This window comes from Coleofasciculus sp. G1-WW12-02, from assembly GCF_040219735.1.
GTDB lineage: Bacteria > Cyanobacteriota > Cyanobacteriia > Cyanobacteriales > Coleofasciculaceae > Coleofasciculus.
Map to the genome: position 1 here is coordinate 19,792 of NZ_JAVJRX010000113.1, position 24,230 is coordinate 44,021.

Genomic DNA, 24,230 nt, shown 5'->3' on the forward strand with positions numbered 1-24,230 from the left:
AGTGAGAGATGTCAGCACAACTGTTACTGGTCGATGACGAACCGGGGATTCGGGAATCAGTCCCAGCCTATTTAGAAGAGGTGGGTGGTTTTACCGTCGATGTTGCCAGTAATGCCAATGATGCATGGCAAATGTTGCAACAAAAAACTCCCGATCTGGTAATTACCGACGTTATGATGCCTCAAGTCGATGGGTATCAGTTTCTCAAGAAGCTGCGAGAAGACCCTCGCTTCAAATCACTGCCGGTGATATTTCTCACGGCTAGAGGGATGACCACAGACCGAATTCAAGGCTATCAGGCAGGTTGTGATTACTATCTGTCTAAACCCTTTGATACGGATGAATTGGTCGCCATGGTGGAGAATTTGCTAGAACGTCGTGCGGCTACTGCTCAGGAAACAGCGGGTACAGCAGATTTAGGGAATATCGAGAAAGAGCTGACCGCGATTCGGGAAATGTTGGCTCAACGGGGCAATATTTCACAAACCCCTCCGCCCATCCGCATCGACTTTACGCCACGCGAGCAAAGTGTCTTGGATTTGGTCGCCCAAGGGCTGATGAATAAAGAAATTGCTCGCCGTCTGGAAACCAGCGTCCGCAATGTGGAGAAATATGTCAGTCGCTTGTTTAGCAAAACCGGAACTAATAGCCGCACCGAGTTAGTCCGTTATGCCCTTGAACATGGCTTGACTCAATAAAATATTCTGTTCCGTAGCAGGGGAAAAGGATAGCAGGGGAAAAAATTAGCACAAGAGAAAATTATATGAAAGTTAACATGGTCAAACTATAGAATTTCTAGTGCTAATCTAGGTGAATGTCACATTCCGCTACGTCCAGAGAAACAGATGGCAACCTTAGTTGTAACCACCGACACAGTTTTCAAAACCCAACCGATTCAGTCTTCAGAACTCGCCGACTCCGAGAAGTACCCTGTACCTAAGGGAGAATTCGGACTCAAAAGTTACCAGGAACAGAAGGGTCATCTTAAAGTCACCTTAGCCAATCCCCTGGGTGATCGCACGGAATGGTATGTGTTTAAAGGACACGTCGAGGTTCTCAACACCTCCACCTTAGTCGTCAGACAAGATACCATTTTCAAGACTAAACCCTTACAAGCCAAAGACCTACCCGACTCCGAAAAATTCCCGGTTGCCAGACGAGAACTCGCCGTCAAAAACTTCCAGGAAAGAGGTATCCATCTACTGGTGACGTTAGTGAATCCCCTTGACAATGATTCCAATCGCCTGGACTGGTATGTGTACGAAGGGCACATCGATGTGCTTAAAATTGCCACCTACTCTCCGCCAATGGACGAACCCGAACCCGTTAATCGGGGGATTTTGTTCCGAATACCAGGACGCGGACAAGTGGGAACGGATGACTCTATCATCCCCAATGGCAACTTTACCTGGGGTGAAGCGACAAAAAACGGGACTCGCATTCCGGTTAATGAACTCATTGTAAATAACATCATCGCTATGGCGCGACAGATGGAAGAGGTGAGATCACGCTTGGGAAATCGCTCCATTACTATTACCAGTTGGTATCGACCCCCGCGTGTGAATCGTGCTGTTGGTGGTGCGACGCGTTCGACCCACTTAGAGGGACATGGTGTTGATTTTTTGGTCAGTGGACTGACACCGAGAGAAGTGCAGCGACAACTCGATCCCTGGTGGCCCGCTGGATTGGGGTATGGGAGGAATTTTACCCATCTCGATAATCGAGGTTATCGGGCAAGATGGAATTACAATTAATTTGACGACTCCCCTGACTAAAAGTCAAGGGGATTCTTACAGGATGTTACGAGGCGGACTGAAGTCGCGCCTCTCCACCCTTGTTCCTGCTTCTCGGACTCTTAACTAGACTGTTGCCAGTCCCCGTCAGACCGTCTCCACAAGCATTTTCTTCGTCTAGGATGCGTCCCACCCCAGACAATCCTCTATTTCTAACAATCTGTGCAGCCGCTACATCGCGATGCGTGGTGTACCCGCACTCAGGGCAAGAGTGAACCCTATCACGCTTGTTTTTCTTACCTGTATGGGCATCGCATTGAGGGCAGACTTGGGAGGTGTAATCCTTGTTCACTTCACCAAAGTACACACCACGCTTCCAACACACCCATTTGAGGATGCTGACAAACTGCCCAAATCCGGCATCTAAAGTATGTTTCCCAAGCATCCCCTTTGCCCACACTCGAAAATTGATATCTTAGTGTTTTTGGTAGAGACGTTCCATGGCACGTCTGTCAAAAATTTCTTTTATAGCAACCGCCATAGCAGTTAGGACACATCATTTGGTAGAGACGTTCCGCCGGAACGTCTGGAACAACAGTTCGCTATACCTTGCAACAACAGCTCCTCCCCTTGGAAGCATGGAGTCTTAGACACTACCAAAGTGTAAGTATTCAACCGGACAGAATATTAAATAAATTGCCAAACTTTAATCGTTTTATCTTGAGCCGCACTCACCAAGGTTGAACGATCTGGACTAATTGCCACAGACATTACACCTGCTGCATGATCAGATAACGTCTGGAGAAGTTTTCCACTACCCGGATGCCAAAGTTTAACGGTTCCATCAGCACTACCACTGATTAATAGACTACCTTTGGCGCTAATTGCCACAGAATGAACCGCATCTGTATGTCCAATCAGTGTTAATAAAATATTGCCTGTCCTCAAGTTCCAGACTTGAATCGTCCCATCTGAACTACCACTGATTAAAAGTTGACCACTAGGACTAAAAAAGAGTGAATTGACGGCATCGGTATGTCCATGTAGGGTTAACTGAATCTCACCTGTGGCTAAATTCCAAAGTTTAATCGTGCGATCTACACTACCACTTGCCAAGGTTTGTCCATCTGGACTGATTGCAACCGTTTGAATCATGCTGGAATGACCATCTAGGCTGTTTTGTACATCCTGCGTCTTGAAATTCCAAACCTTAATCCGCTGATCAGCACTCCCACTGGCGAGAATCTTTCCATCTAAACTGATAGCAACTGACTTAATCCAACCTGAATGTTGCTTCAGGGTATGCGTTAAGGTTTGGGTACTTAATTGCCAAATTTTAAGCGTGTGATCCCAACTACCACTGACTAAAAACTGTCCATCTGGACTAAAAACAACGGCATCAATTAAGTTAGAATGCCCAGAAAGGGTACAATGGGATACATCACTATCCAGATGCCACAGTTTAACGCTACGATCCGCACCACCACTAGCCAGCATCTGTCCATCCGGATGAAAGGCGATCGCATGAATCGAACTCCAATGACCCCGCAATGTCTGTACACATTGCCACGTCGGTGTTAGCGTGTTTGGCGTCATCGATGAAACAGGGGAAGGGACTGAAAATAATGGGGCTAATTCTTGGCTTAAATTCAAATCCTGGAGAATCTGGGCTGCTGATTGATAACGCCGCTTCACCGCCCCCTCTAGCATTTTATTCAAGGTTTGCTTAAGCTGATCGCTAATGGGTTCGATCAGGTAATCTTGCCACACCCACATTCCTTCTAAACTGTTGAATAAGTCAAAGGGATGAACATTGGTCAGTAAATGAATACAAGTCACCCCTAAACTATACAAATCACTACTCGTCACCGCTTTGCCCATCAGTTGTTCCGGGGCGGCGTAAGCAGCAGAACCAATAACCGTTCCGGTTCGGGCTAATGCTGTTTTTGTAGTCAATTTTGCGGCACTAAAATCGACGAGAACCAGTTTCTCTGCCTCTGTCTCTATTCCTGTATCTGGAGAACGAATAATATTAGCTGGATTAATATCGCGGTGAATCACCTGATGAGAATGAATATACTGCAAAACAGGCAGCAGTTGTGCCAAGATATGACGAATTTGGGTTTCCTTAAATGCCCCTTCTTTAGCGAATTGTTGGGCTAAGCTTTCTCCCTCCACTAAGCGTTGCACGATCGCACCCGCTGTTCCCATTTGCGGATTGGGTTCAAAATAAGCCAGCAGTCGGGGAATCTGGGGGTGTTCGCCTAGATTTTGTAATCGGGCGGCTTCTTGACGAAAGGATGCAGCCGCTTTCTCGGTATTGGTTGTACCTTGATTGGTGGGTGAAAACTGCTTGATAATACAAGGGGATAATCCAGACTCATATTCGTCAATTGCCCTAAAGGTACGACCAATACCCCCCTGACTAATCAACTCCATGGCACGGTAGCGATCGCCTAAAAGTAATCTTGACCCACAAGCAGAGCAAAATCTGGCATGATCCGGGTTGTCGGGTTTGTGACAAGTTAGGTTAAAACAATAACTCATTCGCTCTCTTTTTGGAGTCAGGAGTTTATTCTATCGAAAAGAGGGGTTTGGGGGAGCAATAGAACCCCATCGGACACGTAACTCCTGTGGAGTAGGGTGGGGGTGCCTATAATACAGATATCATCCACCTTACTACTCGCTTGGTGGTTGGTTGGATGAATGAAGAATTCCCCGCGTTTTCAACCGGGGGAATGTCAATATCTTCTGCCCTCTGCCTTGGAGCCTTCTGCCTTCTTTTGTACAACCCATTTCACGCTTGATGTATGTGGCTACCAGACGGATGGCGTATCATCCAATCCTCATTTGTTGACACAAAACCATGTCTACTGTACCAGGTTCGTAAATTTTCCATACCAAAAGGACTACCCTTATCCAATTCTAGAGTAATCGGTTTATCATCCAACATCTGGCAAAGCATTTCCAAGATTTTAGAACCGTACCCTTTGCCACGATTACCAGGCATAACATTCAAGAAATTGATAAAATATGATGTTTCATCCGCACAGACAGATGCCACACCGACTAACTCATCTGCCTGAGTAAACTCATACCTCATTTCCCCTTGATGTCCAAAGGTTCTGGGAACGACTTGTACCGATAGATTCACGGTTTACTCATCCTCTCGTCCATTCACGTTATACACCAACCTATTTTCAACTTCCGGCGAGTGCGTCGGCTGAGGTTACCCCAGTTAGCATTCGTCATTCGTCTTATGTCTTATGTTTGCTCCCTGTGCACCTAGAAAGGCGGGTTTAGTCAGGTTATCGGTAGAACCCGCCCCTACATCGGGAGCTTGCCATAGTGCTATGGCAACGTCTCTACATGGCATCCCCAGCTTAAATTGACACGAATGGGACGTGGTAGACGGCGCGATCGCTTCTTTCTTGAAGACAGGGAGGGGTGATTGAACCACAACTAAAGAAAGAAAAATCTATCTTCTTGGGGATACCTCTTTGTCAATTATCGTTTCCTCTGATAGAGGTAAACCCGACTCAAGTTAAAAATAATAAAAATGTAACAAACTCTCATGGGAGAGAACACCAATGCGATATAAATATCTTACAGCTATAGGAATTTTAACCACCATTTTCGGCTTAGCAAACTCTGTATCGGCTCAATCACCAGTCACTACCAACGCCGAAGACGTTACCTTATCCGGTGAATCCCTAACGGGTATTGAACAGAGAACTCTCAGGGATGATTTTGACCAGTTCTTTTTAAATGATCCAACGATAGCATGGAGAGGAACGGGTGGTAACCAGATTGAGTTTAACAACCAAGTAGGTGGTGACTGGCAAGTAATGGAAGACGTGGAAATCTCAATTAACGAACCCTTCTCTCCACCTATCAGTCCGATCAATTTCCGCAGACACGAGAATTTAAGCAGTGGTATTGATCGCGTGGAAGTACAAGTTGAACTAGATTAATGGTGATAGGTTTTGCCAAAACAAAGGGCGGGTTCAGGACTCTACTTCAAAAGAATCGTTTGATTGGTTTTGGCAGATTGGCAAGCGGCGTCTCCAACCTGAAGCGCATATAAACTGGCTGCACTTGACACGTACAGAGGTTTTCCATCCACCAGATGCTCCAATACCATTTCCGTATCTTTAACAAATAAACCGCGACGCTCTGCTACAGGGATAGGTTGTTCTTCCTCTGCTCGAATTAATTTGCCTTGATCGCCATCAAACACCAGCGTACCTTGATCGCCGTGGACTTCAAAGGTTCGTAATCTCTGCCAGAATACTTCTCCCTTGCCATAAGTGACTTGGGCAATTAAACCTTTGACAAACTGTAATTGAGCCGTACATAGACAGGCACGATAATAGTCTGAATTTTGCCAATATTGAGCATTACAGCTAACCGTTGCGACGTTGCCAAATAAATTAGTAAATCGATGGATATGGGGTAATGCGGCTTTAAAGGGAAAGCCAAATAAATCACGATGGTATGTCCAACGCTGCGGTGCTGGCTGTTTCGGCACAATTGTGACATATCGGGCATAAAAGGGAGTGCCAATCTCTGGTAGCGATTGCTGTAAGGCTTGATGTAAGCCGCCCAATAGCTCAATATGTTCCACATGTAGAAGTTTGCCTTGAGTTTGAGCGAGGGCAATTAGGGATTGGGCTTCTGTTGGATCAAGGGAAATGGGATATTCGACGACAACATGCTTCCCTGCGGTTAAAGCCGCCCTGACAATCGCCCCATGATCGCGATTAATTGTACAAACAAAGACTAAATCCACGTCTGGATGTGCCACCACCTGTTGCCAAGATTCGACAGCGCTGGTTTGGTGACGTTGTACAAAGTCTTGCACTGTTTCCGGGGTATGTCCACTGACAACCACTAGCTGCGATCGCGCATCCGCCTGCAAGGTTTGCGCCCGTTGGTTGGCGGCATATCCAGTTCCGACGATACCAGCCCTAATGGGCAGTTTATCCATCATTTTTGATTAGTCCTCTCTTGACACTCCCCCTATTTTTAGAGTAACTAAGTAGGTGAACACAGACAAACTCACCAAACGTCCTGGTTATTTTACCTTATTTTGCTTTCTGGAAGACTCTTTTTTCAAAAAAGCACCAAATCCAAGCGCTACACCTGAACCGAGAATAGTCAAGGGTTCGGGAACAGGTTCGCTGTTACCCACTTGGATTTGATACGCAAGGTTAGAGCGAGTCGGTTGATCTCCAGTCCAACTGAAGCTCACTTGACCTTTAAGTTCAAAGGATTCTGAGATATCGCTAATCCGCAGATAGTTTACATCGCCATCCTGAACTACAGAAGAAAAGCTTAAAGGTAAATTGTTGAAAGACTCACCCTCTACCTTACTAAAGCTACTAGAAGTATTTCCATTAACAACTGATTTTGTACGGATGTATATCGTGTCGATTGGATCACTAAAAGTTTTGCTGCTTAGTTCTGTGGCTCCAACATTATAGTTGACGGTTGAGGTTAAGACATCATACTTTAATGTAAAGTTGTATTTTGCCCCATTCTCCCAGACAAACTGTTTCTGCTTGTCAGGTAAATTGTTATTGATCGGGTTGAGAATGCCTAATTCCCAGTCTCCACTCATACCATCAGTTCCGATTCTACCCTCAGCAACGAAGACTTCGGTAAAGGTTTGATTATCGATGGTAAAGTTTTGGGGTAAAGTCTTAACGGTGACTGCACTAGCAACATTCGGTGTTATAGACAGCCCCGCAGTGGCTAAACCAACGCCTAAAGCAACTCCAGCTGCTCTGAAAGAAATTTTTGAGTAGATGCTATTCATCGTTACACCCCGTATATACCCTTATCTAACAGTATAATTCTCTCTTGAGAGAATTTATGTGAAGTGTTGATAAAGTAAGATCCAAATCCTAGCGCAAAACCCATAGTTATGTTATCCCAACAAAAATTGCCAATATTTTTTAAGTCGGGCAGCATTTCCATACCAGCCAACGGGGCAAAAATTGAGCATTGTCTGTAATTATTCTCAATTAGCTAGACGAATGCTGTCAGTACCATTCAACTTAACTCCCCTCGCCAAACCGATATCCCTTCCCGTATACCGTGTGAATCAGGGGGGCTTCACCAGGAGCCTCTATTTTGCGGCGTAACAAGCGCACTAAAGCGGCTAAGACATTACTACTCGGTTGTTCCTCATCCTGCCACAACTGCTGATAAATTTCCCCATGAGTTAATAGCTGACCCGAATGACGCATAAAATAGTCCAGAAGTTGGGTTTCTTTTTCCGAGAGTTCAATTAATCGTCCATTGCGGTAGGCGAGCTGATTTTCCACATCCAGTTCTAAAGAAGCGACACGCAACCGAACAGGCGCATTTGTTTCCGTCGCAGCCTTCCTCCGCAACAGAGCACGAACCCGAGCCAGTAATTCTCGTAGTTCAAAGGGTTTAACTAAATAATCATCAGCCCCAGCATCTAACCCCATCACCCGATCATCAAGAGTATCTTTAGCCGTAAGGAAGAGAACAGGCGTTGTTTTCCCGTGCGATCGCAACTGCTGGCAAAGCTCTAATCCAGACTGATGGGGTAACATCCAATCTAAAATAAGTAAGTCATAGTCGCTTTGCATCGCCAACTGGCATCCGGAATGTCCCTCGTAAGCCACATCAACCTCGTATCCCTCCCGCTTGAGGACTCGGCTTAAGGGATCAGTGAGTTCAACTTCATCATCAACCAAAAGAATACGCATTATTGGTCATTTGTCAGTGGTCATTCGTTAGGGAACAGGGAATACACTATATCATGGTGAATATTGCTGCCCTTAAAGATGCCAATGTCTGTATCCCGGCTCAATGTAACCGAAAGCTGGTTAGAAGCCAATCAGCAGTATTTGATGGGAGAGATTGCGCGAGTGCGTCAAGCCTTGGAACGCAAGAGTGATCAAATTACTACGGGTATTTCTCTTACCTTAACCAATGGCTTCTATCCCAATGGGAATGGTTTGTACCATCAACCCGACACATCTGTTTCACCGCCTCCCTTGTTAAATCAGCTTTGCCAAATGTTTGGGCTATCCTCATTTGAGCGAGATTTGCTGCTCTTATGTGCTGGGATGGAATTTGATGCCTCTTGGGGGTTGCTCTGCGGCATCGCTCAGATTAATGAGCAATTAAAGTATCCCACATTTGCTCTAGCATTGAATATATTGCCCGACGGACATTGGGGGGCGCTGACGCCAGATGCACCATTGCGCCGGTGGCGGTTGATTGACGTGGGTGAAGGGGTGACGTTAACCAATAGTTCACTACGGATTGATGAGCGGATTTTGCATTACCTGCGCGGCGTTCAATATATTGATGAGCGCTTGGCGATTATGGAGGAACCGATGCCGTTACCGGGTATTTTGGTATCCTCTCATCAGCAAAGTGTCCAACAAATCGCTACAACCTGGTTACAGGTGGGCGAGGGTACATTCCCGGTGGTGCAGCTATGTGGGGAGGATGTCACCAGTAAACGTGCGATCGCGCGAGCAGTATGCGATCATTTGGGGATTAATCTCCATGCTCTTTCTGCTGAATCTTTACCCACGGATACCAGTCAACTCAATATCGTTAAGATACTCTATGAGCGAGAATGGGCATTAAGCAGCACGGTTCTCTTGCTCAACTGTGATCATCTCGAAACCAATGATCCAGCCAGAGAAAGCGCGATCGCTCGTTTCATCGAAAGCCTGAACACACCCTTACTTGTCACGAGTCGCGATCGCCGCCGCCAACGCCAGCGTCCGATCATTACTATAGATGTCCATCATCCCACAAGTGACGAGCAGCGTTTAATTTGGCAAAACGCTTTAGCCGATAAAGCCTCCAAACTTGAGCCTTCAATCAACCTATTAGTGTCTACATTTAACCTCAGCGCTCCCGATATTCATACTGCTTACTTAACCCTCAAAGGAATGAATATTGAGACACAGGAAGAAGACGGGCAACCCATAGACGAAGACATTGATAACTCATCTGTAATCCCACCCATTACCACTAAATTGTGGGACGTCTGCTGTATTCAAGCCCGTCCCCGCATGGAAGAATTAGCCCAACGAATTGATACAGCCGCCACTTGGGACGATTTAATTTTGCCGGATATTGAACGCACTGTATTAGCAGAAATTGTCACCCATGTGCGCCACCGGATGAAGGTGTATGAAAATTGGGGATTTGCCGGAAAAAGCCGCCGTGGGCTGGGAATTAGCGCTCTATTCGCGGGTGCTAGTGGAACGGGGAAAACCATGGCAGCAGAGGTTATTGGCAAAGAGTTACGATTGGATGTTTATCGGATCGACCTCAGTTCAGTTATTAGTAAATATATTGGTGAAACTGAGAAGAACTTACGCCGGGTTTTTGATGCCGCAGAAGGGGGCGGATCGATTCTTTTATTCGATGAAGCCGACGCCTTATTTGGCAAGCGTTCTGAAGTCAAAGATTCTCATGACCGCCATGCCAATATTGAAGTCAGTTACCTATTGCAGCGCATGGAATCCTATCGAGGATTGGCGATTTTAACGACCAATATCAAAAGTGCATTAGACCAAGCCTTTATGCGCCGGATTCGCTTCATCGTTCAATTTCCCTTCCCCAGCGCTGAGCAACGCCAAGAAATTTGGAAACGCATATTTCCAAAACAGACACCAACTGAGAAACTGGATTATCGGAAATTGGCAAAACTGAATGTGGCAGGGGGTAATATTCGGAGTATTGCCATGAATGCAGCATTTATCGCGGCAGATGCTGAGGAACCTGTGCAGATGAAACATATTTTACAAGCTACTAAGAGTGAATATGTGAAGCTAGAGCGACCGTTAACTGATGTGGAAATCAGGGGATGGGTTTAGGGATTGTAACAACTCATGTAGAGACGTGCCATGGCACGTCTTGTTAATTGTATGTAGGGGCGGGTTTAGCCGTTTAATTTGAGTATCTACTGATAACCTTTCAACAAAACCCGCCCTTCTTTGTGGCTGGTGTGATAGTTTTGTGCAAATCTAGGAATTGATTGTGATTACACCGACTGGAATTCTAGTCCCCTAGTCACCTCTTCACCCATCCCCAATTACTATTCCCTAAAGTTCCGTAACAATTTGACGAATCGCGAATTGCAGAAATGACTTGTGCAGGATAATATTAGGTATCCAATAAGTTGAGTTGGGAAGACTGGTCATGGGTAGCCAACGGCGTCTTAACAAAAAAACATCCTGGGAACCGACTTCTTTACCAGTGAGGAATCCTTTGCAGACGCGCCCCTTCGGTAAAGGTATCCAGGCGAGACGAGCCGAGTTGCCAACGACCAATGTATTGCAAACTCGTCCCTTTGGGACTCCCAAGCAGGCATCTTCGCCAAAACAAGAGATGCCAGATCTCCAAGCTCAACTCGAACAGGTCAAGCGCTCTGGCTATAATGCCGTTAATATTCCCACACTTGCTCCGAGTAGCGCTACACCGATTCAGGCAAAGCTGACGATTGGAGAACCCAATGATAAATATGAACAAGAGGCTGATCAAGTAGCGTCTCAAGTCGTTGAGCAGATTCATTCGCCTCAAGCTCAACAGTCAGCTCAAGGTAACAGTGTCCAGCGCCAGGATAGTGCCCTAGAGGAAGAGGAAGAAGAAGTCCAAATGAAGCCTCTGGCTGAATCCATCCAACGTCAGGAGAATCTAGAAGAGGAAGAGGAACTTCAAGCCAAACCTTTATCTGAATCCATCCAACGTCAGGAGAATCTAGAAGAGGAAGAGGAACTTCAAACTAAACCTTTATCTGAATCCATCCAACGTCAGGAGAATCTAGAAGAGGAAGAGGAACTTCAAACTAAACCTCTGGCTGAATCCATCCAACGTCAGGAGAATCTAGAAGAGGAAGAGGAACTTCAAATGAAGCCCTTAGTGCAACGCAAGTCAAGTGGGGGTGGAATGGCGGCGACTCCAGAACTAGAACAGTCTATTGCAAGCGCCAGAGGTAACGGACAACCCATTGCAGATGAAGTTCGGCAACCGATGGAACAGGCATTTGGGGCTGACTTGAGTGGGGTCAAAATACACACCGATTCCAAAGCTGACCACCTAAATCGCTCAGTAGGGGCTCGTGCGTTTACGACAGGACAGGATGTTTTCTTCCGTCAGGGTGAATATAATCCTGGGAGTAAGGATGGTCAAGAGTTGATGGCTCATGAATTTACCCATGTGTTGCAACAGACGGGGGGTATGGTACAGCGAGAACCCGGAGATGAAGAAGCCAAACCAACGAAAGAAGAAGAAGATAAAAAAAGATTTGAAGAAATTAAAAAAGTCCTCGATACAATTCCTACAGGAAAAGAAGCATTGAAACTAATGGACAACTATGCAGCCGGGGTAAACTTTGCAGCCGGAGGTGGCTCGTACTACGATAGCGCCTCCAACTCCATGGTTATCGATTCAAATGAACCTCCTGCAAAGGCCGCACTCACCTTTGTTCATGAAATGAATCACGCCAAATATCACCATCAAAAACTCTCAGCAGACGTTAGTTCGCTCTCACGAGAGGAATATGTCAAAAAAATGGTGGAAGAGGAAGCTGAAGGTACGGTCAAGAGTATTGAAGCCAAGATCGAGCTTGAGGGTACTGATATTGATGTTTCTAAAGCATCTTTCCCCCTTGAAACAGAATACAGAGAAGCTTTTAAAGCTGCTGTTGATTCAGAAAAAACCAAAAATATTGATGTCGGTGAAGAAAAATTAAAGACCGTGGGACGAGAAGCTGGGAAAAAGCGCGTCACTCAGGGCTTTATGAATGGAGAAGTAGTAACTTCTAATACGGGGGAATCATACCCAGACTACTATGGAAAATACTGGGACAAAGTTAATCCAAAATAGTCAAACATAAGTTCATTTACAAATTTCAGTTAATCTCTGAGTACATACAGAATATGCACGTAGATATTCCAGTTATTTATATGCCACATTTAATCTCTAAGATGCAGAACAAAATGCAAGTAGATATTCGCCAGCAACTTAGTCAAGCGCTCACAAATGTGAACGAAAACTATGCCAACTTAGTTATAAATCCTAGGACTGAGCTTGAAGTTTATCCCACTCCTTTCTTACAAGAGTACAAGATTTACCGGGTAGAATACTTCAATCCTCATAAACCTGTCCTTTTTTATGTCGGTTTTGTTCCAGGAAAGCCTGCTTACCTCCTAACAAGCAACTCAAAGAACTATGTCAGTTTAGCCCAAGCTGACGATGTAGTGATCAACTCACCGCAAGTAGCTGTGAACTACGTCACGGCATACCTTGAAGTTACCCGCTCCATGTCAGAGTTATTTTACCTAGTTAGTTCGGTAGATGATATTAAATTTAGACCAAATCTGACTGATGAACAGGCAGAGTTTAGAGAAGCTATCGTGACTAAATATAGCTCAGTGATTACTGCTCCCACCGCGAAATCTATAAACAATGGATATTTAGTGACAGCATACGCGGTGAGAGAGCAAGTTCTAGAGCAGTACTCAATTACAGTGAGTCGAGAAGGTGAAATTGGTTCTGATGTAACTACCCTCGAAAAAAGCTTACCTTTGCTCTATGGACTTTGAGCCTGTCTAGGAGATTGATTCCGCCTAAATTTGGAGGGGGCTATGGGTATCCGGCGACGAATTCGCAAAAAACGGTCTGGGGAAGATGAGTTAATCCCAGCACCAAGTTCGTTACAGACGCGCTCCTTGGGGGAGGGTATCCAAGCTAGACAAGCTACGTTACCTGTAACGAATCTCTTGGAAACACGCCCCTTTGGTTCTCCCAAAAAGGCATCCACTTTATCTAAGGAAACCGCAGATATCCAAACGAAACTGAAACAAGCCGAACGTTTTGGGTATAACGCAGCAAATATTCCTGTGTTTCCACCCAAGAAATCGAAAAAGAAACCGAAAAAATCAAAAGGGAAAGCGTCTCATCCGGATCAAATCGTCACCCATAACCATCCCGGTGGAACGCCTCTGAACCAGGGTGACATTGTATCCGCGATCGCAAAAGGCAATAAAGAGGTACAAGCCGTGGGTCATTATGGTAAATTTAGCCTACGGCGCAAGGATGATACCTGGCAGATTAGTCAAGAGCAAGTCGCTAGGGCTTATGCTCAAGGGGTTGAGCAGTGGTTGCAAGAATGCCCGAAGGAATTAACCGAACATTATCCGGCGAAAAACGATATCCCGCAAGCCGGAGCAACGTTTAAACAAGATCGGTTTATGGCAAACTATTTTGCCTGCAAAATTTTGGCAGAGCAAAGTAAAGGTGCAGTGGTTTACGAACATCCCGATGAGAAGGAACTAATCCAAAAACGGGCAAATCTGTACCGCGAGAGAATTGTTGTACCGCTTAAGCGCACCTCCCCTGTCAACCCTAATCCGGCGGGTACGAGTCTGGGGACAAAGCTGCAAACCCCTAAACTGATGAGCGATCGCATGGAATAGTCGTTCGGTTGCGATCGCGCTTCCCTGATGCCATCCCCCCGGTTCCAGACGTAGCATGCTACGTCTGGAACCACTGCTCAATGGGGTGATCAGATTTGATATGATCATCCAGTCTGCAAGGGTGAATAAATTACCGTATTCTATGTCAATTCTGAAACGTTTTTATCAAACTATCACACTATCCACCATCCGAATTTATCGTTTTTCTCACTATAAAAAACAAATCCTGATTCTCCTGGCTACAGTAAGTCTGATTTGTACCCAAGTTGTCGCTCAAGATATCCCCATTTATAGCCCCAGGGATATCTTTCATCCGGTTATCGCAGAAAATGGCATGGTTTCCTCTCAAGAAAGCTATGCCACACAAGCCGGCTTAGCGGTATTAAAAGAGGGCGGAAATGCCATTGATGCTGCTGTCACCATTGGATTTACGATGGCGGTTACATTACCCGAAGCTGGAAATATTGGCGGCGGTGGATTTATGCTCGTCCATTTAGCTGATGAAAATAAAACCATTGCGATTGATTATCGAGAAAAAGCTCCCCAAGCCGCAACCCGTACTATGTTTCTGGATGAAACGGGTGACGTTGATCCCGAAAAATCTCAACATAGTCATTTAGCCGTTGGTGTTCCCGGAACCGTTGCTGGGTTAACAATGGCATTGGAAAAATACGGGACAATTTCTTTAGCACGGGCGTTACAACCTGCGATTGAATTAGCTGAAAATGGGTTCTCTGTTTCCGAATACTTGCATCACACCCTAGTTGCGGTGAAAGAACGGATGCAAGCCTATCCTGCAAGTATGACCATCTTTTATAAACCAGGAGGAGAGCCTTATGAGATTGGCGAAACGCTGGTACAAACGGATTTAGCTCAAAGCTTGAGACTCATTGCCAGGGAAGGATCAAAGGCATTTTACCACGGCGCGATCGCAGATGCGATTGTGGCAGACATGGAAGCCAATGGGGGCTTGATTTCTAAGGCGGATTTAGCGGATTATCAACCCGTTATCCGAGAACCGATTCGGGATACCTATCGTGGCTATGAAATTTACTCCATGCCACCGCCCAGTTCTGGGGGAATTCATCTGATACAATTACTGAATATCTTAGAAGCATTTCCGCTAGGTGAACTGGGACAGAATACCGCCCAAACCATTCATTTAATCACCGAGAGCATGAAACTAGCTTATGCAGATCGGTCTAAATATTTAGGGGATACTGATTTTGTTTCTGTCCCCATTTCTGGGTTAATCTCTAAACCCTATGCCAATCAGCTACGCCGCAAAATCAATCTAAATCAAGCAACACCCAGTCAAACAATTGCCCCCGGAAATCCTAATCCATTTATTGAAAGCAACAATACTACTCATTATTCAGTTATGGATAATCAGGGAAATGCTGTGGCGAATACTTACACCTTAAACTTCAGTTATGGCAGTAAAATAACGGTTCCTGGGACAGGGATTATGCTCAACAACGAAATGGATGACTTCTCAGCCAAGCCAGGAGTCCCCAATGCTTTTGGTTTGATTGGCGGAGAATTTAACGCCATTGAACCGGAAAAACGGATGCTCAGTTCTATGACGCCAACGATTGTATTAAAAGAAGGAAAACCTTTTCTGGTGACGGGGAGTCCGGGTGGTAGTCGAATTATCACAACGGTTTTGCAGATTATTTTAAATGTTATCGATCATGACATGAATATTGCCGCAGCAACTAATGCGGTTCGTGTGCATCATCAATGGTTTCCTGATGAGTTGATGATTGAACCAGGATTAAATGGGGACACCATTCGTCTGTTAGAGGAAAAAGGACATCAAATTACTCTCACCAATACCATGGGAAGTACCCAAAGTATTATGTTGGTTGATCAAACCTTAAAAGGTGCATCTGATCCCCGACGTCCTGGTGCTTTAACCTTGGGATATTAATTGAAGTTTTTGTTCAACTCTAGTCTGCCAATAGGGATGTATTTGGTACATTGCCTGAAATATAATTTTATCGTTTTATATCTATATAGCCCAAATTCTTTTAATATTTTTTAAAAGAAGGTAACGTCCTATGGGATACCAGGAGTCACTGAGAAGCCCGCGCTCTATGCTTCAGCATGAGCGTCGGGAGTATGTCACTAAAGAAAAGTAACGCAAGCCCAGCAGAGACTATCACAGTAGAATCGTTGATTTAGTTACCTAATGTTACGTGGGCAAAAAACTGAGTGTCGGGTCATGTACCTTTATAAGTAAGCCCCTACTCAGTTGGTGTTCGGCAATGCCTTCCTCAATTTCTCCTCTATCCCAGTCAGAAACGGAAAATAACTGTGCGGATTGCCTGTACATGACGTTGACCGCCATTCCGGTGCAACCGATAGAACATCCTGACTATCTGGAGTTTTTGCAACCGTTCCACACTCCAAAAATTGACCTGTACTTAACCCTTAAGTTTAGCCAGCAGTGGGAGTCTCTACCGCAAGGACGTGTTCAGTTTGGACTCAAAGGAGGAGCATTACGGCTGAGGGTAGAGGGTGGTGAGATTCCTTATGAGTCTCGGATTATGGGTTCTATGGAATTGGTTGTGCCAACGGTTGAGACGGATTCCCAAGGTAATAGTCTTATTTGCGATCGCGTCTCTGGGGAGTTAGATGTGCCAACCCTTGACCCTCAGGGGAATGGAACAACAGGACAAGGGTCACAAAATGGGAAACCTAATCATCATTCCATCTGTCATGTTACCACAAAGGTAACGGAAGAAAACCCAGCCTGGATTTTTGAAGAAGAACGGGGACAACCTATCTTAAACGGCTGGCTTAACCAAGTCAAACTAGCCACATTGAGAGTCTCTGCCCTTCCCTGTCACCTGGACGCCACATTTGAAGTGTCTCGACGAGATATTTGTTTGACCAATGTTGAGGGATTGTGGAGTCCGGATCTTAGTCGCAATAAACGGGCAGTGCTGGACAGGCTGATTATTCAGCAGTTGCTGGAGCGTAAGTTTAAGCCCTATCTCAGTCGAGTCGAGTTGCACTATGATGGATGAACGTTTTTTTAGCCAACTCCAAGTCCTGATTCAGAAAGTTGTTGCGGCGGAAACTGACAATTTAGCTCAGCTAGCGGCGATGGTGGGTCTGAATTTGGCACAAGATTTCGCCGAGTCTAATCTCAGAGATACCCATCTTCGGGGTGCTAACTTGGTGAGAGCCAATTTACGAGGTACTGATTTGCACGGCGCTAACCTAATTAAGGCGAAGCTGTGCGGGGCGGATTTGCGTGGGGCGGATCTGATTCAAGCAAATCTGTGCGGGGCGGATCTGAGAAAGGCTAACCTACGCGGCGCCGTGCTGTCGAATGCGGATCTGACTCAGGCAAACTTAGAGGGGGCTAACCTCACCGATGCCAATTTAGCCGGGACAACCCTGAACTATGCCAATTTGAAAAGGGTTGATTTCAGAGGCGCTCATCTCTACCAGGCTCACCTCTACGCCGCTAACCTGAGTGAAGCTAAACTTAGAGGAGCAAATCTGGGGAATACTGACCTTAGAGAGGCGAACCTTAAAGAGGCTTCAATTATTCGTGCCTATTTGGGAGAGGCTAACTTGCAAGGTGCGGATCTCGACGGTGCGAATCTGAGTGAATCGGATCTGAGTCGAACAAAACTAAATCGTGCCAAATTGCGGAATACTCAGCTACGGAATACTGATTTCAGCCTCAGTGATTTGAGTCAGGCTACTCTGATTCGTGCCAATGCTAGCCACGCTCACCTGATTCGCGCCAACTTGCGGGGGGCGGACTTGATTCGGACTAACCTCACTGGTGCTGATTTACAAGGGGCTGATTTGAGTCTGGCTGATCTGAGTTTGGCTAACCTGTATTTAGCCAACTTAGGCAATGCTAACTTAATTCGCGCCAATCTGAGCATCGCTGAACTTGGCGGTGCGAATCTGAGTCGAGCCAACTTGAATCAGGCGGATTTGAGAGGGGCAAATGTGGAAAATGCTGAATTTGCTGGCAATCTGGGATTGTCTGGTGATATGAAACAGGTGTTGAAACGGCGCGGAGCAATCTTGGCAGAGGTGATGAGCGATCGCGTGGAGGCGTTGGCGTCTCGGTAACTGGATGCGATCGCTCTTTTTCCCAGGTCGGGCGATCGCGAAATTACTGGTAAGTCTCCATTCTCCCTACTGTTCTAGAGGGTCTATAGGAGCGCACATTTTCCCATCGTAAAAAAATACCTGAAACAACAAAAAAAGTCAATGACTACGGAATTAAAATCATCGAGGCAATACGGCTCGGATGATCATGTCCGGTGGAATCCTCTCCGATTGATCGGATATTCCATAAATAAACCTTTTCGATTTATCCGCTGAGTTTTAAATTTATCAAGCTAATCGGAGTAAGGGCTGAAGCCAGACAGTCCTGGCAAAGCTTGACTTTACGTTGATTTTGGTTGTAGTATTAAAATATTGAATCCTGTATTGTGTTGTCTTTGTAAGCATTTTAAAAAATACAACGCCTCAACGCCTTAAAATTACGTCTATTATTTTAGCTAAAGTCGAAAATTATTAAATACTACAAACGTACTTAATGACCCAATTTTATCAACTCGCTCTGGGGCTAATTTGACAAAAAAACGGCTTCATGAATATAAGATTTCTGGACGGGTGTTCTAGGGATATGAAACGGGTGTGGAAACGTTGAGGAGCAATCTTGGCGCAGGTGATGAGCGATTGCGTGGGGGCATTAGCCTCGCGTTAACAAAAGCCGTTTTCCCAATAATCATGACGCTGCGCTTACAATAACGGAATATTCATGCATGTGAGAAATCTAGTTAAACTGAGTTCATGTGGCAGCGGCTCATTTCCATTAAAGGCGAAGATACATCGCTCTGGCAGCGATTGAAAAAAAATTTTTCTATCAGCTTGGGTGGATCGGTGGCTACGATATGCATCCGGTTGCTACAGACTGCTCTTTTGACCAAATCCCTCGCGATCTCTGACTACGGAAAAGTGCTGATTGTCATTCACCTGTTTAGCTTCTTAGAAAATTTTTTGGGTGTACGTGTAAATGATGTAATTTACAGGTTTTATCCCCAGTTCCGTCAGCATAAGGATACCAGCGCCTTAGGGGGACTGCTTCTTCTCTGCCTCGCTTTGAGCCTAGTCGTTGGTTTCGCGATCGCAGGTGGAATATTTATTCTATCTCCATGGATTGCCCAACACTTCTACGCCGATGCCGGGCTGGCTTTGCCTTTTCGTATCTATGCTAGTACAGCTTTGATTGCCGCTTTTAGCGGATTTTACACTTCGATCCTCAGGCTCCATGACTATTTTGCTGCTATTGTCATTCCCCAAACTCTAGGTGCTGCAATAATGCTTGCGGTGTTAGGTATTTATTTCTATAGTACAGACAACTATCGCCTGGAATTTGTGGTAACTGCTTGTGCGTTGGGTGTCTTCATCCAAACAGTGCTTCCTTTCGTTAAAGCCATGCGGGTTGTTAGTCCCTACCTATTCTCAATCTCCCCCATGACACTTTTCCGTGCCTTGCAACCCTATCGCCGTGAACTAGTCTCGACGCTTTTTCAGACTAACTTGATTGGATATCTCAAACTGGCATCGGATTCGGGTGGTCTTTTTCTACTGGGCATTTTTGCATCACCCCAGCAGGTAGCCTTCTATGGTATCGCTCAACAGTTGACCAAACCGCTATTGATACTCCAAAACAATATTCAAACGGCGATCACACCAGAAGTGACCTCACTTTTGGCAAAAGGGAAGGTTGAACAACTCTATAGGTTGGTCAAGGGTTTTGTCTCCTTAGCACTAATCATAGGCGGTATAGCTGTGATATTTGCTCTTTTACTAAGTCGGTCTGTTATTCTGTGGATTGCCCAGCCCCAATATTTAGAGGCACTTCCTACGTTTTCTGTTCTGATCATTGCTGTATATCTAACTTGTATATCGTTAATTTTTTATCCCCTTGCAGTAAGTCTTGACCAATTGCAAAAACGCAACCTGGTAGTAGCGATGAAATTGCTGTATCTGGGGGTTGCTGTTAGTATAGATTTGGATGCTTTCCGTCTTAGCTTTGTGCAACTAATTGGCGCATTAAGCACGAGATTTCTGGTTGATATTCCATTACTCATAAAGCTAAGAAGAATGGCCAAAATTTCTCATGATTAACTTTTAAATTTGAACAATTCAAATTATGATTTTAGATAGAATAGCTCTCAAATACTTAAACTGGCAAAGACAGTTGGCAATAATGAAAATGAATAGTGATACCGATAAACCTATTCAATTAATAAAGGAGTACCTAAATCAAACTACAAATAACCCTGAATATCTAAATCAAGTTGTACTAGAATTTTCAGAAAATTCAACTAAAGAGTTGAGTAATAATTTAATTTATAAATCAGACTATAACGATTTCAAAAAGGAAATAAACACAAAATTAAAAATATTCACAAACAAACCTTATCAGCTAGGAGCTATAGACATAGAGATAGATGCAATAGCTCATTCTCTTGCTCAATTCGAGCAACCAGATGTTCTTGAAATCGGAGTTGCTAATGGATATTCATCAGCATTTTTATACTATGTATTGGACAAAATTGGTGGAAGTATAACATCCCTTGACTTGCCTCGTTTTTCTTCTTCCTTATCTCGACCTAGGGACTGGATTCGTACAGGGTTAGCCAGTAAAGGAAAAATTAAGAACACCGGTACTCTCGGGGATCTCAATCCAGGAGGAGTCATTCCAGCGGAAAAGTATGGGGGTTGGCTGATACCGATGCACCTGCGGACAAGTGTCAAGAATACGACGATTTATGGTGATGCTTTGATAATTCTTGAAAACTTACCTGGAGAGCGATTCAATTTTGCCGTTCTAGATGCCATGAAAGGCTATGAGTCGCGGATGAAAATTATGGAAATGATTTGGGAGCGTTTGCGTCCAAATAGTCTGGCTTTTGTTGATGGTTACTGGGTTAATTCCGCTTTTGAAGATTTTTGTAACTTACATCATTTACCTTCATGGAAATTGGGACGTGTTGGTGTTTTTGTCAAATCTATTTAATTGAAAACAGATTTATAAAAGGAGGAGATAAAAATGAAAATGCTAGTTATTGGTATTGATGGAGGCGATCAGAAAATTTTAAAATCAATGAATATGCCAAATTTAAAGGCAATATTAAATGAGCAAATATGCTTAGATACAGAAGAAGATTTATGGAGTCGAGGTTGGGCTGAAATTTTGAGTGGTATACATGGGAGAGAAACAGGTGCATTCTATTCTAAGCCTAAACTGGAGGGTTCTCACGACTTTAGCAAAAGTTTTAGCACAAACGATTACAATAACAACGATTTAATAGTACCATTATGGACGAAGCTGTTAAAGTTGGGTCACAAAGTAGGTTTTATGAATGTGCCAACAACAATGCCAGCCCCAGACGTAGACGGTTTTTTCATTGCCGGAGCTAGTGGTGGTTCTAAGGTGAGTGGTGCTTCTAATATTCCGGCAGGTGTATGTTTTCCGCGAGAAAGTTTGAATGATTTAATTCAACATCAATATATATTAGATACACGATTTATATCGTCTGGAATTCGAGACGTAGAAACCTTCTTCAATCGTCTTGTCGCAATGCAGACAAATAGAACGAATGCTTTCATACAGCTATCCCAAAAATACCAGCCTAACTTTGGTTTTCTTGCATATAGAGCCACTACTGTAGTTCAATATATAGTCATGAGTGAAATTGAATTTCTGATGGCAAACCCAGATTCACCTCAGACCAAAATTCAAAAAAGAATACATGAACTCTACCAAGGTCTCGATCAGTGCATCTACAATTTACTAGAACAACTACAGCCAGAGTATATCATAGTGGTATCTGATCACGGCGCTTCTCCTCGCTTGGCAACAGTAAATATGAATGTATTTCTGCAAGAAATAGATATGCAGAAACCGCTGCCTAGTTCAGTTAAAACGACTCGCCGCCTGGTGAAACAGTTTGCTCAGCTAGTTCCTCGTCAAGTTCGGCGAAGTATTACTCAGTCTGTTCCCCAAGTGCGAAGTATTTCCCAGCCAGCCATTGATTGGAGCCAAACACGAGCGTTTGGGGCTCGCTACGTTAGCGGAGTTTATATCAATGATAGGGAAAGATTTGCAGGTACAGTGTGTAAGAGCGAGGTTGATCAAGTCACTCAACAGATAATCGAAGCGTTCAACGCAACTGAAGCAGCGACAAAGCATGGACTCTATGCACGTCCCTATCGCCAAAATTATCGCTCAGCTAAGTTTGCCGACTTACTTCCTGACATCTGGATTGACAATCCTGATTCAATTTTCTTTGAAGAAAAAGGTCAATTTGTGGAAGAAAATAAAGACTATAAACCCATTGAAAGTCTGAGTCAAGTAACTCGTGACCAATATACAGGGGCTAAGGGAAGACATCCGCTTCTGTGTATTAATCCAGAACTTTACCGCTATGTGGAGGATGGCGATCCGTGGGATCTTACCCTAGTCTATAAAATAATCGAGAGAGCAATGGCGCAGTGAAAATAGGCATTCTTACGTTTCATAGATCAGTAAATGACGGTGCAGTCTTACAGGCGTATTGTCTTCAGCAAATATTGCAGGCGCAGTTTCCCCAAGCCAGCGTCGAACTGATCGATTATCGTCCTTGGACGTTAGAGAGAATTGAGTACCGTAAACTTTTTAGGCGACGCTTTCCATTTATCAATCGGTATAAATGGGCTCAACGCAGGAGTTTGCAGGAATTTTTGCACCAACACTGCACTTTATCACTAGCATCTTGTACGACCAATACTCTACAAAAAGTACAGAATTTTATTCTCAACCAAGAGTATGATGGGATTGTGGTGGGAAGTGATGTGGTCTGGCAAATTCGAGATCAGGGGCTAATTCCGCCAGTTCCTAACATTTTTTGGCTAACGGGCTTACAGGGGATGAAAAAATTAGCCTTTGCTGTGTCTGCTGATAAATCTGAAAAATTATCTCGGCAGCTAAAAAATAATCAGGAGCAGTTACTCGCCAGTCTGGAGGATTTTCATTGGATATCTGTCAGAGACGAGGTAACACGACAGATGCTGTTGGAGCTAGGTTTGGCGGAAACACAAGTTTCTTATCTGCCCGACCCAACAATTTTGTGGGACTTTTCATCTATTGTTGATACACCTCAAGAATTTGAACAATTTCCGGGAAAATTAGCTGGTGTTGCTGTTGGCTCAAGTTTCATCAGGAAAAAGCTAACTCAGATAATGCTGGCAAAAGGTTATCACGTCATCAATCTGTTAGGAGCTAGAGTCAAAGGGCAAATCTCACTGCCTCTTCACTATTCTTTAAATCAGAGATTGGGAATTTATCCATTACTTGATTTGATGGTGACCGATCGATTTCATGGTAGTATCTTTACCCTTAAGCTAGGACATGCTCCATTAATTTTTCTGGAAGTTGTTGAAAAGTATCCTGATTGTTATAGCAAAGGTCGCGATTTACTTCGACGGATCGGGGGTGAAGCAATGGTCTGGCGAACTGAGAGTCTAGAGATTGGCGAGAATCTAGATTATTATTTGGCTAGATGGAATGAATTATTCCCTGATATTAAAAGAGGTTTGGGTGCGATTAGGCCGTCAAGTTTCAAAGACATTGAGCAAATCAGCAAAATTTTAGATTGAGGTTATTTCAATTTATATGGATAAATTTATTGATTTAGTCGTTCCTGATTGTGCTGTTAAATATATTCTGTTACAACGGACAGAATTACAGAAATATTTCAGGATGTTTAAAAAAAATAGGTGCCTATACTATACATATTTTATTTCTCTAGAAGCCTATTTAATGCGTCAAAAAATCGTAAGGATTCAGGGGTCGTGGAAATCCGATGAAGGGGGAAGGCTTCGCCTCGTTTTGGCTATGAGTCGAGTACAGCAGTTTGGCAGAGGCGAAGGCTTGCCCCTTTTGCTCCGGCACGGAGAGAACTAACTGAGTGGG

At 44.4% G+C, this 24,230-nt stretch carries 21 protein-coding genes; 14 read left to right on the plus strand and 7 right to left on the minus strand.

Annotated elements, in window-relative coordinates; all coding sequences use genetic code 11:
* The first annotated feature begins 8 nt into the window (after positions 1-8).
* Complete coding sequence (locus RID09_RS18545) at positions 9-698, plus strand: response regulator transcription factor (protein WP_446337402.1); 690 nt, start codon at positions 9-11, stop codon at positions 696-698.
* Between the two features lie 147 nt (positions 699-845).
* Positions 846-1,754, plus strand: coding sequence for a D-Ala-D-Ala carboxypeptidase family metallohydrolase (locus RID09_RS18550; RefSeq protein WP_446337403.1), 909 nt, complete (start codon positions 846-848; stop codon positions 1,752-1,754).
* Positions 1,755-1,800: 46 nt separating this feature from the next.
* Here RID09_RS18550 and RID09_RS18555 read toward each other — a convergent pair whose 3' ends face one another.
* The 4 genes from RID09_RS18555 to RID09_RS18570 form a co-directional block, all read right to left on the minus strand.
* Positions 1,801-2,178, minus strand: a complete 378-nt coding sequence (locus RID09_RS18555) for a zinc ribbon domain-containing protein (protein WP_446337404.1) — start codon at positions 2,176-2,178, stop codon at positions 1,801-1,803.
* Positions 2,179-2,420: 242 nt separating this feature from the next.
* Entirely contained in the window at positions 2,421-4,280 is a 1,860-nt protein-coding gene (locus RID09_RS18560; RefSeq protein ID WP_446337405.1) for a protein kinase domain-containing protein, read from the minus strand.
* Between the two features lie 250 nt (positions 4,281-4,530).
* Positions 4,531-4,887 (minus strand): GNAT family N-acetyltransferase, encoded by a 357-nt coding sequence (locus tag RID09_RS18565; protein ID WP_446337406.1) that lies wholly within the window; start codon positions 4,885-4,887, stop codon positions 4,531-4,533.
* A gap of 84 nt (positions 4,888-4,971) precedes the next feature.
* Entirely contained in the window at positions 4,972-5,193 is a 222-nt protein-coding gene (locus tag RID09_RS18570; protein ID WP_446337407.1) for a hypothetical protein, read from the minus strand.
* A 130-nt stretch (positions 5,194-5,323) separates the two neighbouring features.
* Between RID09_RS18570 and RID09_RS18575 the strand changes: the two genes are divergently transcribed.
* Positions 5,324-5,707 (plus strand): hypothetical protein, encoded by a 384-nt coding sequence (locus RID09_RS18575; protein WP_446337408.1) that lies wholly within the window; start codon positions 5,324-5,326, stop codon positions 5,705-5,707.
* A gap of 41 nt (positions 5,708-5,748) precedes the next feature.
* On the opposite strand, the gene RID09_RS18580 is transcribed toward RID09_RS18575, so the two are convergent.
* The 3 genes from RID09_RS18580 to rppA all read right to left on the minus strand — a co-directional run bounded on the left by RID09_RS18580 (position 5,749) and on the right by rppA (position 8,479).
* Complete coding sequence (locus tag RID09_RS18580; protein ID WP_446337409.1) at positions 5,749-6,726, minus strand: Gfo/Idh/MocA family protein; 978 nt, start codon at positions 6,724-6,726, stop codon at positions 5,749-5,751.
* 84 nt (positions 6,727-6,810) lie between these two features.
* A complete protein-coding gene (locus tag RID09_RS18585; protein ID WP_446337410.1) occupies positions 6,811-7,554 on the minus strand; it encodes a PEP-CTERM sorting domain-containing protein in 744 nt (247 codons plus the stop codon).
* Positions 7,555-7,795: 241 nt separating this feature from the next.
* On the minus strand, positions 7,796-8,479 hold the full coding sequence (gene rppA / locus RID09_RS18590) for a two-component system response regulator RppA (protein ID WP_446337411.1): 684 nt from the start codon (positions 8,477-8,479) through the stop codon (positions 7,796-7,798).
* A gap of 84 nt (positions 8,480-8,563) precedes the next feature.
* Between rppA and RID09_RS18595 the strand changes: the two genes are divergently transcribed.
* The 11 genes from RID09_RS18595 (at position 8,564) to RID09_RS18645 (ending at position 23,914) form a co-directional block, all read left to right on the plus strand.
* Positions 8,564-10,618 carry an ATP-binding protein gene (locus RID09_RS18595; RefSeq protein ID WP_446337412.1) on the plus strand — a complete coding sequence of 685 codons (2,055 nt, stop codon included), beginning with the start codon at positions 8,564-8,566 and terminating at the stop codon, positions 10,616-10,618.
* Between the two features lie 325 nt (positions 10,619-10,943).
* Positions 10,944-12,629, plus strand: coding sequence for an eCIS core domain-containing protein (locus RID09_RS18600; RefSeq protein WP_446337413.1), 1,686 nt, complete (start codon positions 10,944-10,946; stop codon positions 12,627-12,629).
* 53 nt (positions 12,630-12,682) lie between these two features.
* Entirely contained in the window at positions 12,683-13,348 is a 666-nt protein-coding gene (locus RID09_RS18605; protein ID WP_446337414.1) for a hypothetical protein, read from the plus strand.
* Positions 13,349-13,390: 42 nt separating this feature from the next.
* Positions 13,391-14,221 (plus strand): hypothetical protein, encoded by an 831-nt coding sequence (locus RID09_RS18610; protein WP_446337415.1) that lies wholly within the window; start codon positions 13,391-13,393, stop codon positions 14,219-14,221.
* Positions 14,222-14,363: 142 nt separating this feature from the next.
* Positions 14,364-16,154 carry a gamma-glutamyltransferase gene (ggt, locus tag RID09_RS18615; protein ID WP_446337416.1) on the plus strand — a complete coding sequence of 597 codons (1,791 nt, stop codon included), beginning with the start codon at positions 14,364-14,366 and terminating at the stop codon, positions 16,152-16,154.
* 337 nt (positions 16,155-16,491) lie between these two features.
* A complete protein-coding gene (locus tag RID09_RS18620) occupies positions 16,492-17,256 on the plus strand; it encodes a hypothetical protein (protein WP_446337417.1) in 765 nt (254 codons plus the stop codon).
* Positions 17,246-18,328 carry a pentapeptide repeat-containing protein gene (locus tag RID09_RS18625; protein ID WP_446337418.1) on the plus strand — a complete coding sequence of 361 codons (1,083 nt, stop codon included), beginning with the start codon at positions 17,246-17,248 and terminating at the stop codon, positions 18,326-18,328. The genes RID09_RS18620 and RID09_RS18625 overlap by 11 nt, the downstream gene beginning before the upstream one ends.
* Before the next feature lie 729 nt (positions 18,329-19,057).
* The gene (locus RID09_RS18630) at positions 19,058-20,398 is read left to right on the plus strand and encodes a lipopolysaccharide biosynthesis protein (protein WP_446337419.1); all 1,341 of its coding nucleotides are present in this window, start codon (positions 19,058-19,060) and stop codon (positions 20,396-20,398) included.
* A gap of 25 nt (positions 20,399-20,423) precedes the next feature.
* On the plus strand, positions 20,424-21,293 hold the full coding sequence (locus RID09_RS18635; RefSeq protein WP_446337420.1) for a class I SAM-dependent methyltransferase: 870 nt from the start codon (positions 20,424-20,426) through the stop codon (positions 21,291-21,293).
* A 33-nt stretch (positions 21,294-21,326) separates the two neighbouring features.
* Positions 21,327-22,775 carry an alkaline phosphatase family protein gene (locus tag RID09_RS18640; protein ID WP_446337421.1) on the plus strand — a complete coding sequence of 483 codons (1,449 nt, stop codon included), beginning with the start codon at positions 21,327-21,329 and terminating at the stop codon, positions 22,773-22,775.
* Positions 22,772-23,914, plus strand: a complete 1,143-nt coding sequence (locus RID09_RS18645; protein ID WP_446337422.1) for a polysaccharide pyruvyl transferase family protein — start codon at positions 22,772-22,774, stop codon at positions 23,912-23,914. The genes RID09_RS18640 and RID09_RS18645 overlap by 4 nt, the downstream gene beginning before the upstream one ends.
* Positions 23,915-24,230 lie beyond the last annotated feature (316 nt).